Genomic DNA, 15,696 nt, shown 5'->3' with positions numbered 1-15,696 from the left:
CGGGGCGAAACTTAGTGCCTAAAGTGGCGAGCGCCCGTAAACACCATAGCAATATTGTGCTCGTTGCAGGCCTGGATGCTCTCGTCGTCGCGCTTGGAGCCGCCGGGCTGGATGATGCAGGTCACACCATGCTCGGCAAGCACGTCGACGTTGTCGCGGAACGGGAAGAACGCGTCGCTTGCGCAGGCAAAGCCGCCCTTCTCCACGCCCTCGCGCTCGCAGAAGTCCTCGGCGCGCTCGCAGGCAAGCAGCGCAGAGTCAACGCGGTTAGGCTGACCCGGGCCCATGCCAATGCCGGCCTTGCCCTTGGAGACCAGGATGGCGTTGGACTTGACGCCCTTGCAGACCTTCCAGGCAAACTCGAGCTCGGCCATCTCGGCGTCAGTGGGCTTGCGGTCGGTGGGAAACGTGAAGGTCGCGGGATCCTCGGTCACGTGGTCGACTTCCTGCACCAGCATGCCGCCGTCGACGGAGCGCAGCTCCACCTGGGCGCCGTGGTCCACGCCGCCGGTAGCCAGCACGCGCAGGTTGGGGCGCTTGGCCATGCGCTCGAGCGCCTCGGCAGTGTAGCTCGGGGCGATGATAACCTCGACGAACTGCTTGTTCTGATCGGCGAAGTGCTCGACCAGCTCATAGGGAACCTCGCGGTTGCAGGCGATGATGCCACCAAAGGCGCTCTTGGGATCGCAGGCAAACGCGCGGTCGTAGGCGGCCGTGATGTCCTCGGCCGCGGCGGAGCCGCAGGGGTTCTGATGCTTGAGGATCACGCAGGCAGGCTCGTCGAACTCGCGGACCAGGTTCCAAGCGGCGTCGGCATCCAGATAGTTGTTGTAGCTGAGCGGCTTGCCCTGGATCTGCTCGGAGCCAACGAGCGGGAACTGCGAGCTCGCGGTGTTCTCGCAGCCCTCGGCAAAGCGATAGACCGTAGCCTTCTGCTGAGGATTCTCGCCATAGCGCAGGTCGTCGACCTTCTCCAGCGAGATCTCAAGCTTGGCAGAAGTGTCCGCCACGTCGCTTGCCTGGGCGGCAAGCCAACGGGAGATAGCCGTGTCGTAGGCGGCGGTGGTCTGGTAGACCTTCACCTGCAGGCGACGACGAGTGGAAAGCGTGGTGCAGCCACCGGTCTCGTGCATCTCGGCCAGGACGGCATCATAGTCGGCCGGGTCGGAGATGACGGTAACGCTCGCGGCGTTCTTAGCGGCGGAGCGCAGCATGGAGGGGCCACCGATGTCGATGTGCTCGATGGCGTCCGCGAAGGTGACCTCGGGGTTGGCGACGGTTTTCTCGAACTCGTACAGGTTGACGACGACCAGGTCGATCAGCTTAATGCCGTGCTGAGCGGCCTCCTGCATGTGCTGCTCGGAATCGCGGCGGGCCAGCAGCGCGCCGTGAACCTTGGGGTGCAGGGTCTTAACGCGGCCGTCCATCATCTCGGGATAGCCCGTGAACTCCTCGATGGGGGTTACGGGAACGCCCGCGTCCTCAATGGCACGAGCCGTGCCGCCCGTAGAGATGATCTCGACGCCAAAGTCATCGACCAGCGTCCGTGCGAAATCGACGACGCCCGTCTTATCGGTAACCGAGATCAACGCGCGTGCGATCTTCACATCAGATCCCATGCAGTCCTCCTGTCTGGTACGCCGCCGTGCTCTGTGAGTCGGTGATACGTCGATCTGCAGCGCTCGCGCAGCGGCATTGAAAATACTGATTCAATGTAGCGCATCGAGCGCATCGATGCACCCCGCAACGGGCGCATGTGCAGAAAAAGTTTGTGAGCGGAAGGGATGGGCACGGCACTGGGCACGGTGAGTTCATGGAACACAGGGGCACCATAATTTGATGCCAATGGCGTGGTAGAACTGTGCTCGATATGCATCCGCAAAAGAAAGAGGCACCATGGTCTCGCGGGTTCTCTACCGACCGTTTGATACCGAAGACTTCGACGCCATCGCGCTGATTCTACAACAGCTTTGGCATAACAATTCGGATAACGATGAGTACAACCGCCTTGAGGCCGCGTGCGACCTCGCCTATTGCCTTTCGTCATCGACGTTTTCGCAGGTTGCGGTGATTGACGGCGAGGCGCGCGGCATTGCACTTGCACGCGCAGGACAGAACTCCGGCGTCACTATCAACGAGCATTGGATGGATACCGAACGCGCGTTGCTGTCGCAGATGCGTGAGCTGGAGCCTGATGCCTGCGCCGAATATCTCTCGTTTGTGCGCGCAACCATCCGAACCAACAACCGCCTGCTCGAGAGCAGCCCGTTGCCGCACGACAACGAGGTCACGCTGCTTGCCGTGGATCGCGATGTCCATGGCCTGGGCGTTGGCACGGTTCTGCTCGATGCCGCGGTCTCGCACCTGTCCTCGCTTGGAGCGACGAGGGCGCACCTGTACACCGACTCCAACTGCTCGTGGAAGTTCTACGAGCTGCACGGCTTTAAGCGCACGGCCACGCACCGCGCCAACCGCGAAGAGCGCCGTCACGACATGCCGCGCGAAAGCTTCCTCTACGAACTCGACCTAACAGCCTAGGCCCAGCAGCCATACCTAGTCATTTAGGAACGTCCCCAGTGACTAGTCGTTGGGGACAGTCTTCGTAGGTAGCGCATAAAAAAGGGATGGATCCGTCGGCAGTCGCCGGAGAAGATTCATCCCAAAAATCAGAGCGCGCTAGAACGTTCCGCCGCCGCCTCCGCCGACGCCGCCACCGCCGCCACCGGAAAAGCCACCGCCACCGCCGCCGCTCGAGCTATCGGAACTCGAAGCCAGCTCGCGGATGGTCTCGTGATACACATCATTGAACGAATCGAGCGGAGACTCGTTGCCGTAGTGATGGTAATACCACCAGTAGCAGGGGTAGTTGTCGTAGAAATCGTCGCTGTTGCGCAGGTCCGCAGGCACGGCCTCGGCCAGCTGTCGCAGCACTTCTTTCGAAACGCCCAGGGCAACGCCCATCACCAGCAGCTTGTTCCACAGAATCAGATCGCTGGGGATGGCCTCCTTCAGGCGCGTAAAGTCCTCGAGCCAATGCTTAAGCGCCTTGCAGCGAGCCGCCACTTCGGCGCCCTCCGGCGTGTAACGGCGGAAGGTGCAGCTCAGGACAAAGCCCACGATCGTGACGGGGATCGAGATCATAGCGGCACCGACGTTGGCGTCCGCAAAGTCGGTATAGAACAGAGAGCCCAGAATGCCAAAGACAATGATGATGCCGAGAACCAGGCCGGCCACCATCGCGATAGTGCCATCCGATGCTATAAGCTCGCGCGCTTCCAGCTTGCCCTTAACTGTGCTCTGATAGTCCTCGAGCTTGTCGCCAACAGATGTGGTACGCTCGCTAGCGTACTCCTCCAGCTCACTAAACGTGCGCGAACGGACTCCGTCCTTATCGGGCTTAACGCCGGCGAAGAAGACCTTGAGCACATCGCGATCGATGCCGTCCTTCTTGGCAGCCTTCCAGGCCTCGTCGGTCACTGTGATGCGATACGTCTGCTCCTCTTTTTCGCGACGGAGCAGACCCTTCTTCTTGGTCTCGGTCGCTTCTTCCAGCTTGATCACGCGGTCGTCGGTCAGCTTCATCAGTGTGGCGATATATGCCTGATCGGGCACCTCGTTCCAGCTCATGAGGGCCGAAAGCACGGCGGGATGGTCGGCCGAGGGCACATCGCGGAAATATTCGTCCTGGAAAAGCGGCTTGGGCTTGCGCTTGCGCAGCTTGAGCATAACGATTGTGCCGGTAAAGGCCACCGCCGCAACAACACTTAGCACGGCAAGTGCATTGGCAATCATGCGAGCGTGAGCGCGGCGGGCGTTAGCTTCGTCGGCCCATTCCTTCTCTTCGCTCAGGATCGTTGACATGCGCTCTTCGCCCGAAGCGGCAAGCTGCGGCACCCAGTCGCCGGGGAAGGCGATGCGTGCCTCGGCGAATTCGCCCTGATGCACGCAGGGAATGGTATAGGTGACCATGGGTTCGTCCGCATCGAGCGATACATCGCCCGTCAGCGGGCCGTGGCCCCATGCGCGGAAGTTATCGCCCTTGACGGCCGCCGTCCCGGCAGCGGCATTTGCGAAGTACACTTCCATCTCGACATCGTCGGAATCCGCCGACCAGCCGTCACCCACGAACTTCCAGTAGAGCTCGGCGGTATCGGCCCAGTTCATAACCGCACCGGTCATGGTGTAGCTCACGTAATAGATTGCACTGTCACCGCTCTCGTGAGGGCTGAACACCTTAATCCTTACGCCGTCACCGGCCTGCTCGATCGTATAGACGCCAGAGTCGCCCTTGTTCGCGCTATCGACTTTGTTAAACGCGGTGTCCCCTTCCTCGACACTCAGCACATCGACGCCCGCCGTGCCACCCTGCTGGTTGGTACCCGTATTAATCTCCCAAAACACGCCGTTGATGTCGTCATCGAATTCAAACTGGCGCCCCTCGACAACGGTCAGCGATCCATCGGCCTCGACCGTGGCACTGATGTAGGTTTGGGTCATGGAATAACCGTCGGCGTGTGCGGCGGCGGGCAGTAGCAGCAATGCAAGCGCGACGAGTGCGCAGACGGAAGCAAATCGCGCAAACAGGCGGCGCTGCCGACAGGTTTTGGCAACGGGGGCGTTCATAGGCACATCCTTTGTCTGTGATACCAGCAACGCCATTGTCCCACGTTTACGGGCGCACATGACGAACATCTAGGCCAGCGGAGTATCAAACGGGACGAAAGTCACGCCCGCGGCCGGCACATGGGGACGTTCCTTATCTGCCGGCAATCTGGGACACTCCTTGGCATAGCCCGCTCCGGCAATAGATACCACTTCATAGCTCCGTCACAGGTGTAGCGGCTTTGTGTTGCCGCGACGCGCACTGATTGAGTCCGCGAGCAAGGGGCATAAAGCAGTTGAGCGAAAACGGTTTGCCCCTTTGCCGTTCGCTTGAGGATCATGTCCCCCTTTTCCGCGGAAACCCCGGCAGTTGCGAAGAGCTGCCGGGGTTTCTGTCGTTTGAGGGGTTGAAGGGGCTGAGCTTGGGGCGGTAATCGAGGTGTTGAGTCGGTGCCCGCCGCGCACAACACGCAGCCTCGGCAACTCGCGAGCATCGACGACGCCCCCCACCTCACCCCGCGCTATACTCGTCCGCATGGATATCAACGCATGCAACATAGCAACACACGCCGTGGCCACGTCGACGGCGTCCAACAGCAAGCTCGCCCCCGCCCTCGCGCCCGTCGTGGGCCGCTTTGCCCCGTCGCCCTCGGGCCGCATGCACCTGGGCAACGTGTTCAGTTGCCTGTGTGCGTGGCTTTCGGCCCGCAGCCAGGGCGGCAGCATCGTATTGCGCATCGAGGACCTGGACGATCGCTGCAAGCGCCCGGAACTTGCCGCCCAATTGATTGACGACCTAGCTTGGCTGGGGCTTGAGTGGGACGAAGGCCCCTACTACCAGCACGATCGCCTGGACTTGTACGAGGACGCCCTGCACCGGCTACAAGACGCCGGCCTCACCTATCCCTGCTTTTGCACGCGCGCCGAGCTCCACGCCGCGAGCGCGCCGCACACCAGCGACGGCACGCCCATCTACCGCGGCGCCTGCCGAGGCCTTTCTGCCGAGGAGGTTGCCCGCCGCAGCGCCCTGCGCGCCCCGGCCACACGCCTGCGCGTGCCCACCGTCGACGACCTCGCAGACGACGTGATCGAATTCGTTGACCGCACATACGGAGCCCAATGCGAGGCACTCGCCACCGAGTGCGGCGACTTTTTGGTGCGCCGCAGCGACGGCGTTTTTGCCTACCAGCTAGCCGTGGTAGTCGACGACGCTGCCATGGGCGTCACCGAGGTCGTGCGCGGATGCGACCTGCTGGGCTCCACGCCGCGCCAGATCTACCTGCAGCATCTGCTGGGACTGCCCACACCGCACTACGCACATATTCCGCTGCTCATGTCACCGGACGGCCGCCGCCTTTCCAAGCGCGACCGCGACCTAGACCTGGGCGAGCTCCGTACCCGCTTTGGCACACCCGAGGCACTGCTGGGCTGGCTCGCCGGGCAAACGGGCATCGCACCGGACACCACGCCGCGTTCTGCCGAGCAGCTGGTCGAGCACTTTAGCTGGGATGTTATCCGTGCGCATCGGGAGAACATCACTGTAACGGTCGAGTAGCCAGCCACCCCGCCCCTACGCAACGTCCCAGGGTTGGAGTTCGTCGCCCAGGCGAACGATGCAGTCGTAGAGCACGGTATGGCGCTCGGCCGGGTTGGCATCCCGATGGAAATGCCCGTAATACCAGCGCTTGTAATCCAAGCGGTCTTCCAGCTCATCGAAAAATGCCGTGAGTCGGTCAACGCCGGGACAATTCCAGCCGGGTGCCGGATAAAGCGTGGGCGAAAGCATGCGCGTAGAGCAGGTGTGGGTGATCACGTAGTCGACCTTCCAGCCCATGCTCTCGAGCTTTGCCCGCGCTTCCTCAAAGTTGCGCTCGTCCGGCAGCTCCTGCGGCCACCAGCTGGAATACGGAATGCGGTATTCCTTATCCACGCTCGTGGCGCCGCCCGTGGTAAAGATCGTTGAGCCGTCGAGCTCAAAAACCTCGCCACGCGTCAGGCGCCGTATGGGAGAGGTATCCGACAGGCGCTGCGTCAGACCGCCGTGCCACAGTTCCATGGGACGCTCCGCCCAGTGATCGAAACGTTCGTGGTTGCCGTCGACGAACAGCAACGTATAGGGGCGCGACTCCAGCCAAGCGATATCGGCGCATTCCTCGGCAGAGAAATCCCACGGAAAGCCAAAGTCGCCCGCGACAATCAGATAGTCGTCGCTCGTCAGGCTATCCCCAAGCTCCCAATCGCGCAGCTTTTGCATGTCGACGCCGCCGTGAATATCGCCCGTCACATAGACTGTCACCGGATCACCACTTCCCTGTAAGTCGCTAGCCCACATTCTGCACGATCACTAAGCCAACCGTTCCAGTCCTTCCATCCCTTAGGGCTTACCCCTCGTTCTTCCATCCAAACGGGTCGAGTACCCAAAAAATCAAATCTAGCACACCGCCGGTCATCATGGCACCGGCAAGGGCCATGCAAATGTGCAGAGAGCTGGCACTTCGGAGCACGTCGAACGGCCCCAGAACAGCCAGCAGCGCGACCGCTGCGCCGGCTACGCACAGCGCAAGGCACGGTCCTGCGTCCTTAACGCACTTCTTTGCGAGATGCTTTGCGTTGTCACCCATCGATATCGAACTCCTTAGAGGGTCGTTGTTCAGATGCATGCCGCCGTGGCAGAACGAAGCGGCAGAGTAAGTGTCACATGCCGTGCAGACATCAATGGAGAAACCGCCTGCTCGACCAACCCTTGACGCCGTTTTGCACCGGCACCCCATCCCCCGCTGTCGAGGTCTAATACTTTTCCCGAGAAGTGAACGGCTGTTTTTGGACCCCTGAAACAGCCGCATTTTTCGGCGGCAAAATCGTGGGATTTCAGCATTGAAACCGCGGGAAACGGCACCTTTAAAGTGTCGATGCTTCGGGGGTCCGTTTTAGCTCGTTCACTTCTCGGGAAAAGTATTAGACCTCGCTGCTAGCTATCCAGAAAGACACCTCCCCCTTCCCCACCGCCGCGCAAAAACTCATCCAACATTAATCTTGGCTCAAGAATCGCTTAATCTATAACCTGCACTATAGAGTTCGACCAAGGGCGGGGCGGCACCGCGCAACGCAGGCCGCCGAACGCAACGCTCGCGCCCGGGAAGATCGCCCGGCGTCGCGCCCATCGAACGAAAGGACAGGTCATGGACGACCTCGAAAAAGTTGAAACCATCCGCACCAAGTGCAACGTGAGCTACACCGATGCCAAGGCCGCGCTCGACGCCGCCGACGGCAACGTCTTGGATGCCATCATTTGGCTCGAGTCGCAGGGCAAGACCCAGACCACGTCGGCGCACGCCGCCACCGAGTCCGCGCCAGTCGATGAGCCCTCAACCGAGATGGTCGCCGCGCAGGCCGCCTACGAGAAGTCGAGCGAAAAGACCGACTTCTCCAAGAAGATGGACAGCGTGTGGGAGTACCTCAAAAAGCTCTTCCGCCTGAGCCTGGACACCAAGTTTATCGCCACGCGCCGCGACGCGATCATCCTCAACATTCCCATCCTGATCCCCATCGTCGCGCTGTTTGCCTGGGGCGCTACGATTTGGCTGATGCTGATTGGCCTGTTCTTTGGCATGCGCTACCGCATCGACAGCGACGGCGACGTGCCCGGCAGCATCAACAACCTTATGAATCACGCCGCCGACGCCGCGGACGACATCAAGCAAAATCTGAACGACGACAAGTAATCGCAGACGGGGGCACGCATGGCACGGATCCTGATCGTAGAGGACGAGAAGAAAATCGCCCGCTTTGTGACGCTCGAGCTGGAGCACGAGGGCTACCAGGTGGAACACGCCGCCGATGGCCGCACCGCCGTGGACCTGGCGCTGGAGCGCGACTACGATCTGATTCTGCTCGACGTGCTGTTGCCGCAGCTCAGCGGCATGGAGGTCTTGCGGCGTGTCCGCAAGCACAAGGATGTGCCGGTGATTATGGTCACCGCGCGCGATGCCGTGATGGACAAAGTGGCCGGGCTCGATGCCGGTGCTGACGATTACCTGACCAAACCGTTTGCGATTGAGGAGCTGTTCGCACGGATCCGCGTGGCGCTGAAGCGCTCGGAAGCCGTACGGGCGGCTTCGGGCGTTGGCGGCGCCAGCACCGGGGTTGGCGTAGCGAGCGGCACGGCCGCCGGTATCGCCACAATGTCCCCGGCAACCGACACGGCCCAGACCGCTGCCGCGCCCTCCCCCGCTGCGCTCGCCGTGGGCTCGGTTGCGCTCGACCCCGACCGCCGCGAAGTCACGGTCGGCGGCTCGCCCATCGCGCTGACGGCCCGCGAGTTCGATGTCCTCGCCCTGCTTATGGCGCATGCCGAGACCGTGCTCACGCGCGAGCGCATCGCGCACGAAGCGCTGGGCTACGAATACGTGGGCGACACCAACAACGTCGACGTGCACATCGCGCACCTGCGCGCCAAGATCGAGGACGCCGGCAGCGCCCGCATCATCCAGACCGTGCGCGGGGTGGGCTATGTCTGCCGCGCGTAACGCCGAGACCAAGCGCGTCACCTCCATCGCCCGCGCCATCAACTGGAGCTATATGTGGCGCCGCTTGATGAGCCACATCTGGCTCGATCTGTTACTGTTGGTTATTGCGGCGGCGATCCTCGTCTATGGATACAACCAGACGCTGCCCGACGGCGCGTTTACCGCAGGATGGATCCCCAGCGCCACCGTTCGCGGCATGTCGCTGACGCCCGCGCGCGGCTGGGACCTGACAACGCTCACCTATACCGTCGAGCTTGCGCGTACCACCAAGACTTTCCCCCTCGCGCAGGACCTCGTCACGCTATGGCCTCTCTACCTTGTCGTTGTGGGTTGGCAGGTCATCAGCGTGCTCAACATGCTCGGCGGCGCCCGCCGCGTGCGCCGCACCATGGCGCCGCTCAACGATCTGGCCCTGCGCGTGGACGAACTCGGCCGCATACAGCTCTCCGGCGGCAAGATGGAAACACTGGAGCAGGCCATCGAGCGCGCAAGCGTCGACTCGCCGAGCGTCACCACCGGCGACGCCGACCTGGCAAGCATCGAGGTCGCGCTCAACCGCCTGCTGCGCCAGATGCAAGAGGCAAAGCTGCAGCAGATGCGCTTTGTCAACGATGCAAGCCACGAGCTACGAACGCCCATCGCGGTGATTCAGGGCTACGTAAACATGCTCGACCGCTGGGGCAAAGACGATCCGGACGTGCTGGCGGAGTCCATCGCGTCCCTCAAGGCCGAAAGCGAGCACATGCAAGAGCTTGTGGAGCAGCTGCTGTTTTTGGCGCGCGGCGATGCCGGGCGCACGGTCCTGCGGCGTGCGAATACCAACCTGGCCGCACTGGTCGACGAGGTATGCGAGGAGTCACAGATGATCGATGCCGCGCACACGTATCGGCTGGCGTACGACGCCGCGCTTGTCAGCGACCCGCGCTGCGACGCGCCCGTCGACGTGGCGCTCGTGAAGCAGGCTCTGCGCGTGATCGTGCAAAACGCCGCCAAGTATTCGGACGCGGGCACGCCCATCTCGTTTGGCGTGACGCCGGATGCGGGCGCGGGCACGATCGACATAAGTGTTGAGGACGAGGGCATCGGCATGAACCAGGAATCCGCAGCTCACGCGTTCGAACGGTTCTACCGCGCCGACAACGCGCGCGATGCCGGCGCGCAGGGCTCGGGTCTGGGGCTCGCCATCGCCAAGTGGATCGTCGACAGCCATGGCGGCGTCATCGGTGTGACCTCAGTCGAGGGCGTCGGCAGCCGCTTTACGATTCGCCTGCCACGATAGAAAGCCCCTCGGCATAAATAAAAGGGATAAGGCCATGCGGCCCCATCCCTTTTTGCTAGCTATAGCAGCCTGTGCGCTACTCGCGGCACAGATGCACGGCGAAGCCGGCGAACTCGCGCTTAAAGTACACGAGTTTGGTACCACCGTCGGGTAGCAGCGCGCGCGACTCCTCGTTGACCTCGAGCCCGCGCTCGGCAAACCACTTCTCAGCTGCATCGATGTCGTTAACGGCAAAGCCGATGTGGCCTTTGGTGCCACGACCGTTCTGCTTCATGATCTCGACCAGCGAATCGTTGAAGTACGAAACCGGGGTCTCGATGACGGGCAGGCCCATCATCGTCGAGAACAGCTCCGCGATCTCCAGGGCGTCTGCCGGGTCGGTGGCGTTAATGCCCACATGGGCAACGCGCATACCAAAGAGCTCTACCGGGTTGGCGTTCTGCTCACTCATGCAGTCAGCGCCTACTGAGCCATGACGTCAAGAACGGCCTTCTCGGCAGCGACGCGGTTCATGCCGGTCATGAAGGGCACGCCGCTCACGTACGGGCAGGTAAGGCCCTCGGGGGCAACGGTGGTGGCGATCAGCAGATCGGCGCCCTCGTCGCAAACGTCCTTGGCCTCGGAGATGGCGCACTGCACGATCTCGTACTTGTCGGCGTAACCGTTGGCGTCGAGCATGGTGGCGACCTTCTGGGCAACGAGCGTGGAAGTAGCAGCGCCAGCACCGCAAGCCAAAACGATCTTCTTCATAGGTAATGTCTCCCTTCGTGGTTTACTTTAGGTAAGTGTACCGCAGCGAGCGATGGCACTCAGCCTCGATGAGCTTTTATGCCAGTTTGCTTGCGCGCTGCGTATAATACATCTAGTACGTGTTGTCATACCGCTCGCTTTATGAGCGACTAAGGACCCCAATATGCCCGATTCCCGCACCCTCTGGACCGCCGTCGTCATCATCTGTATCGCCATATCGGTGTTCTTTAGCGTAAAAAAACGCACCACGTTTAAGCGCCTGCAACAGCTTATGGCTGCCAAGCAGTGGGACGAGTTCGATCGTTTGCTCGATGGCAAACTCACCAGCATGCTGTACCCGCGCTACAACCGCGACTACCTGCGCCTGAACTCCTATCTGCTGCGCGAGGACCACAAGCGCGCCGACGAGATGTTCGATTTGCTGCTGGGGCTCAATCTGCCCAAAATGCAGCGCGTCGACCTGGTGATCAAGGCCTTTAACTACTACGTTGGCCAGGAGGACCGCAAAAAGTCCAAGGAGCTGCTGCACGAAATCAAGGGCTTTGAGGGCGGTCAGGCCGAGGCAGTTGCGCACGAGTGTCAGCTGATGTACGACACGATGATCCTCAAGCGCCACAATGACATTCCCGAGCTGGAGCGCATGCTCGAGGACGTCGGCGACGACCCGGTCAAGCGCTGCCGCTTGGAGTACCTGCTGGCCCTGCAATACCAAAACAAGGGCGATGAAGCCAAGTTCCAAGAGTTCCTTGAGAAGTCGGGCCAACACTCGATGGCCGTCAACGCGTAACGGACGGCTTGTGCTAGACTTCTAGTCTCACGGGGGCGTGGCGGAATTGGCATACGCAGGAGACTTAAAATCTCTCGCCGCAAGGATTGTGGGTTCGAGTCCCACCGCCCCTACCATATGGAGCTTTCGAGCCGGTGTCCCCAAGGGGTGCGGGCTCATTTCTTTTAGATGCCGGCGGGACTCGAACCCGCGAGGGGGCGAGCGTCAAGCGGACGCGCAGCGTCCGCAGCGAGCCGGCGAGGGCGCCGGCAGGCGGCCGAAGCCGGTGCGGATTTGCGCAGCAAATACGCAGACGTCCCACCGCCCCTACCACGTATTGTTTACGAGCCCGTGTCCCCCAGGGATTCGGGCTCGTTTCTTTTACACGCCAGCGGAGCTCTAAGTTGCGGTGGAATAGATCCTGTTTATACCGTTTACCAGCTTATTTAGGAACTATTTCACCGCAACTCAGAGGAAGACGGTTAAAGAGCACTCAGGCTCGGGGTCCAGGCGATGGTGGGGGTCACGCCGTCGAGAACCTCGTTGATGGTGGCGGCCATGCCGGCGAGGAGGCTGTTCTCGCTTACGGTGAGCGCATCGTAGCCACCGGCGCGCATGAGCTCGTGAATCACCACGGCGCCGGCCAGAATCACGCCCGCGCGCTTGGGCTGCACGCCCGGCAGCGCAGCGATACCCTCCACATCCAGCGTAGACATACGATCGATGGCGGCCGAGATCTGCTCCATCGAAAGCTCGCGTAGGTGCACAAAGCTCGAGTCGTACGGCTCCAGCTCGTGAACCAGCGCCACGAGCGTGGTGACGGTACCGCCCACCGCAACGAGGCGCTCGGCGCGCTCAAAGTCGCTGGGCAGGCTCTCAAAATAGGCGGAGAACTGCTCGCCCGCCCAGTCGGCAGCGGCAGCAAGCTCGCCGTCCGAAGGCGGCAACGCCGAGAAGAAACGCTCCGTCACACGACGGCAACCAATGTCCAGCGAACGCGTTCCCTCCAGCGCAAAGACCCCGCACTCCGGCGCGTATACGCCCGTCGCGAGCTCCGTGGAGCCGCCGCCCGAATCGGCAACAATGATGCGCTTGCCGGCAAAGTCGTGCGCCACGCCAAAAAACGTCAGGCGCGCCTCGACCTCACCCGGAATCACCTGCGGCTCAAGCCCCAGCTCGCGCAGACCGTCCAGCAGCAGCGCGGCATTGGACGCATCGCGCGCGGCACTCGTGCAGGTGGTGCAGACGCACGCGGCCCCAAAGGTACGGGCTTCGTCCACAAACATGCGGCACGCAGCGAGCACGCGCTCAACGGCCGCCTCGCAAAAGCGCCCCGTCGCGTCCACGCCCTCGCCCAAGTCGGTGATCTCGGTATGCTTGGACGATTCCACGATCGCCCCGGCCTCGACCTGCGCCAGCACCAGTCGCGACGACACCGTTCCCAGGTCAATCGCGGCCACCTTATATCGTTTGCAATCTGCCATTGCGGGCTCCCCTCCGGGCGCTACTCGCCTACTCGCCGCTGGACGCGACCGTCTGGCCCTCGACGCCGTTAAATCCAAACAGCATGTCGAGCGTCTGAATGTACCACGGCGCGTCCTTGCCGACTTCTTCGATTTCCTTGGCAACTTCGCTGGCCTTCTTGGCGTTCGACGACTTCTGGCTCGACGAGGCATCCGAATCGTCGTCCAGGCCCTGCACTTCAATCCTCTTCTCGCCGGGCATCACCAGGCCCAGGCCCCGTGCCGAATCCTTAATGCCCTCTTCCGAGAACCACTTATCAGTGTCTTTTTTCATCTCATCATTGTATTGCTGACGAATCTCGACCTGCTTGGCCAAGATGTCGCTCGAGCGCTTAGCCACGTACAGGTCGCGCACGGGAAAGTACAGGCTCACGAGCACCAGAGCAACGACAATGCCGATGAATAGCGGGCGCAGAGAGCCATGCGTAAAGTCATAGATCGCCTTGACCACCGCATTGTCGTTGGCATAGCGCATAAAGTCCGAGCCCGAAAGACGGCTCGAGGGCCTGCTCGACCTGTCGTGCGTCTGGGCCGAGGGACGCGACGCATGCGACGAACGTGCCGGGCGCACCGGTCCATCTGCCGAAGTATTCACTTGAGCATTGGGACGCGAGGTACTTGTCGGGCGCTGCGTGGAGCGGTCGGCACCGGCGTAGGCGGACCCACCGAGCTGCACCGTGCGCGCACGGCGAGGCGACGGCTCACGCGAACCGGCGGAATAGTACCTGTTGTCGTAAATCTGATCCATATGCGCCTTGTGCGGTTGAGGTTTGTTTGCGCTAAGTATTCTAGTTATAGCACGAGCGCGCGCACCGCCTTCGCCAGCCTTTGCTCGACATAAAAAAGGCGCTGAGCCATATGGCCCAGCGCCCACAGCGCTTTGCGGCGTCCAGCCAAGGCGGGGGCGGAACCGAGTCAGCCTCCCCCTCGCCAAATTCGCCCGTTTAGCGAATGTTGTAGAACGCGGCCTTGCCGGCGTAGCGCGCGCTGCCCTCGAGCTCGTCCTCGATGCGGATGAGCTGGTTGTACTTGGCGATGCGGTCGCTGCGGCACGGGGCGCCCGACTTGATCTGGCCGGCGTTAACGCCCACGACCAGGTCGGCGATCGTGGAGTCCTCGGTCTCGCCGGAACGGTGGCTCACGATGCAGGCGTAACCGGCCTCCTTGGCGGTCTCGATGGCCTCGAGCGACTCGGTGAGCGTGCCGATCTGGTTGACCTTGACCAGGATCGCGTTGGCGGCACCCAGCTCGATGCCCTTCTTGAGGCGCTCGGTGTTGGTGACGAACAGGTCGTCGCCCACCAGCTGCACCTTGTTGCCAATGCGGCGGGTAAGCTCGACCCAGCCGTCCCAGTCCTCCTCGGCCATGCCGTCCTCGATGGAGATGATGGGATAGGTGTCGACGAGCTTCTCCCAGTAATCAACCATCTGGGCGCTCGTGTACTCCACGCCCTCGCCCTTGAGCTCGTACATGCCGGTCTCGGCGTTGTAGAACTCGGTCGAGGCCGGGTCCATGGCGTACATGAAGTCGACGCCGGGCTTAAAGCCGGCCTTCTCCACGGCCTTGGTGATGTACTCGAACGGATCGGCATTGGTCTTGAGGTTGGGCGCAAAGCCGCCCTCGTCGCCCACGCCGCCGCCCAGGCCGGCCTCGTGCAGCACGCCCTTGAGGGTGTGATAGACCTCGGCGCACCAACGCAGGCCCTCGGCAAAGCTCGGGGCGCCCACCGGCATGATCATGAACTCCTGGAAGTCGACGTTATTGTCGGCATGCACGCCGCCGTTGAGGATGTTCATCATAGGTGTGGGCAGCAGATGAGCGTTGACGCCGCCCAGGTACTGGTACAGCGACAGGCCCGCCGACTCGGCAGCGGCGCGGGCGACGGCCAGCGACACGCCCAGGATGGCGTTGGCACCGAGCTTGGTCTTGTTGGGGGTACCGTCGGCGGCAATCAGCGCGGCATCGACGGCGCGCTGGTCGAAGGCGTCGAGGCCCACGACAGCGTTAGCGCACTCGTTGTTGACGTGCTCGACGGCCTGCGAGACGCCCTTGCCCAGGTAGCGGCCCTTGTCGCCATCGCGCAGCTCGCAGGCCTCAAAGGCGCCGGTCGAAGCGCCCGAAGGCACCATCGCGCGACCGAAGCTGCCGTCCTCAAGCACGACCTCGACCTCGACGGTGGGGTTGCCGCGGCTGTCGAGCACCTCGCGACCGTAGACGTCCAAAATATCGCTCATGTTGTCTCCCTCTCAC

The 15,696-nt window shown here is 62.1% G+C and carries 15 protein-coding genes and 1 tRNA gene; 7 read left to right on the top strand and 9 right to left on the bottom strand.

Annotated elements, in window-relative coordinates; genetic code table 11:
* Positions 1-11 precede the first annotated feature (11 nt).
* Positions 12-1,619 (bottom strand): bifunctional phosphoribosylaminoimidazolecarboxamide formyltransferase/IMP cyclohydrolase, encoded by a 1,608-nt coding sequence (gene purH / locus OIL77_05900; GenBank protein HJI44934.1) that lies wholly within the window; start codon positions 1,617-1,619, stop codon positions 12-14.
* Positions 1,620-1,896: 277 nt separating this feature from the next.
* On the opposite strand from purH, the gene OIL77_05895 reads away from it, so the two are divergent.
* The gene (locus OIL77_05895; protein HJI44933.1) at positions 1,897-2,538 is read left to right on the top strand and encodes a GNAT family N-acetyltransferase; all 642 of its coding nucleotides are present in this window, start codon (positions 1,897-1,899) and stop codon (positions 2,536-2,538) included.
* A gap of 138 nt (positions 2,539-2,676) precedes the next feature.
* On the opposite strand, the gene OIL77_05890 is transcribed toward OIL77_05895, so the two are convergent.
* Positions 2,677-4,623, bottom strand: coding sequence for a DUF2207 domain-containing protein (locus tag OIL77_05890; GenBank protein ID HJI44932.1), 1,947 nt, complete (start codon positions 4,621-4,623; stop codon positions 2,677-2,679).
* Between the two features lie 514 nt (positions 4,624-5,137).
* Between OIL77_05890 and gluQRS the strand changes: the two genes are divergently transcribed.
* Complete coding sequence (gluQRS, locus tag OIL77_05885) at positions 5,138-6,157, top strand: tRNA glutamyl-Q(34) synthetase GluQRS (protein HJI44931.1); 1,020 nt, start codon at positions 5,138-5,140, stop codon at positions 6,155-6,157.
* Positions 6,158-6,172: 15 nt separating this feature from the next.
* Here gluQRS and OIL77_05880 read toward each other — a convergent pair whose 3' ends face one another.
* Positions 6,173-6,898 (bottom strand): metallophosphoesterase, encoded by a 726-nt coding sequence (locus OIL77_05880; protein ID HJI44930.1) that lies wholly within the window; start codon positions 6,896-6,898, stop codon positions 6,173-6,175.
* 85 nt (positions 6,899-6,983) lie between these two features.
* Complete coding sequence (locus OIL77_05875) at positions 6,984-7,223, bottom strand: hypothetical protein (protein ID HJI44929.1); 240 nt, start codon at positions 7,221-7,223, stop codon at positions 6,984-6,986.
* A 558-nt stretch (positions 7,224-7,781) separates the two neighbouring features.
* Between OIL77_05875 and OIL77_05870 the strand changes: the two genes are divergently transcribed.
* From OIL77_05870 to OIL77_05860, 3 genes are read left to right on the top strand one after another with little or no spacing between them, the layout of a single operon-like run.
* Entirely contained in the window at positions 7,782-8,324 is a 543-nt protein-coding gene (locus tag OIL77_05870) for a DUF4342 domain-containing protein (protein ID HJI44928.1), read from the top strand.
* A gap of 18 nt (positions 8,325-8,342) precedes the next feature.
* Positions 8,343-9,128 carry a response regulator transcription factor gene (locus OIL77_05865; protein ID HJI44927.1) on the top strand — a complete coding sequence of 262 codons (786 nt, stop codon included), beginning with the start codon at positions 8,343-8,345 and terminating at the stop codon, positions 9,126-9,128.
* Positions 9,112-10,407 carry a HAMP domain-containing histidine kinase gene (locus OIL77_05860; GenBank protein HJI44926.1) on the top strand — a complete coding sequence of 432 codons (1,296 nt, stop codon included), beginning with the start codon at positions 9,112-9,114 and terminating at the stop codon, positions 10,405-10,407. Before OIL77_05865 ends, OIL77_05860 begins: the two co-directional genes overlap by 17 nt.
* A gap of 76 nt (positions 10,408-10,483) precedes the next feature.
* Here OIL77_05860 and OIL77_05855 read toward each other — a convergent pair whose 3' ends face one another.
* Together OIL77_05855 and OIL77_05850 are read right to left on the bottom strand one after the other, a co-directional pair.
* On the bottom strand, positions 10,484-10,858 hold the full coding sequence (locus OIL77_05855; protein HJI44925.1) for a VOC family protein: 375 nt from the start codon (positions 10,856-10,858) through the stop codon (positions 10,484-10,486).
* An 11-nt stretch (positions 10,859-10,869) separates the two neighbouring features.
* Positions 10,870-11,157: a PTS sugar transporter subunit IIB gene (locus OIL77_05850; GenBank protein HJI44924.1), complete on the bottom strand. Its 288-nt coding sequence runs from the start codon at positions 11,155-11,157 to the stop codon at positions 10,870-10,872.
* Positions 11,158-11,320: 163 nt separating this feature from the next.
* Between OIL77_05850 and OIL77_05845 the strand changes: the two genes are divergently transcribed.
* Both OIL77_05845 and OIL77_05840 read left to right on the top strand, forming a co-directional pair.
* Positions 11,321-11,944, top strand: a complete 624-nt coding sequence (locus tag OIL77_05845; GenBank protein HJI44923.1) for a hypothetical protein — start codon at positions 11,321-11,323, stop codon at positions 11,942-11,944.
* A gap of 31 nt (positions 11,945-11,975) precedes the next feature.
* Positions 11,976-12,060 (top strand) — tRNA-Leu (locus OIL77_05840).
* Between the two features lie 345 nt (positions 12,061-12,405).
* Here the strand turns inward: OIL77_05840 and OIL77_05835 are convergent.
* The 3 genes from OIL77_05835 to eno all read right to left on the bottom strand — a co-directional run bounded on the left by OIL77_05835 (position 12,406) and on the right by eno (position 15,680).
* On the bottom strand, positions 12,406-13,407 hold the full coding sequence (locus tag OIL77_05835) for a hypothetical protein (protein ID HJI44922.1): 1,002 nt from the start codon (positions 13,405-13,407) through the stop codon (positions 12,406-12,408).
* Positions 13,408-13,435: 28 nt separating this feature from the next.
* Positions 13,436-14,194 carry a hypothetical protein gene (locus tag OIL77_05830; GenBank protein ID HJI44921.1) on the bottom strand — a complete coding sequence of 253 codons (759 nt, stop codon included), beginning with the start codon at positions 14,192-14,194 and terminating at the stop codon, positions 13,436-13,438.
* Between the two features lie 196 nt (positions 14,195-14,390).
* Entirely contained in the window at positions 14,391-15,680 is a 1,290-nt protein-coding gene (gene eno, locus OIL77_05825) for a phosphopyruvate hydratase (GenBank protein HJI44920.1), read from the bottom strand.
* Positions 15,681-15,696 lie beyond the last annotated feature (16 nt).

The sequence above is a fragment of the Coriobacteriaceae bacterium genome (assembly GCA_025993015.1).
Taxonomy (GTDB): domain Bacteria; phylum Actinomycetota; class Coriobacteriia; order Coriobacteriales; family Coriobacteriaceae; genus Collinsella.
Note: the sequence above shows the minus strand (reverse complement) of the source record. Positions and strands in the feature narration are given on the sequence as shown.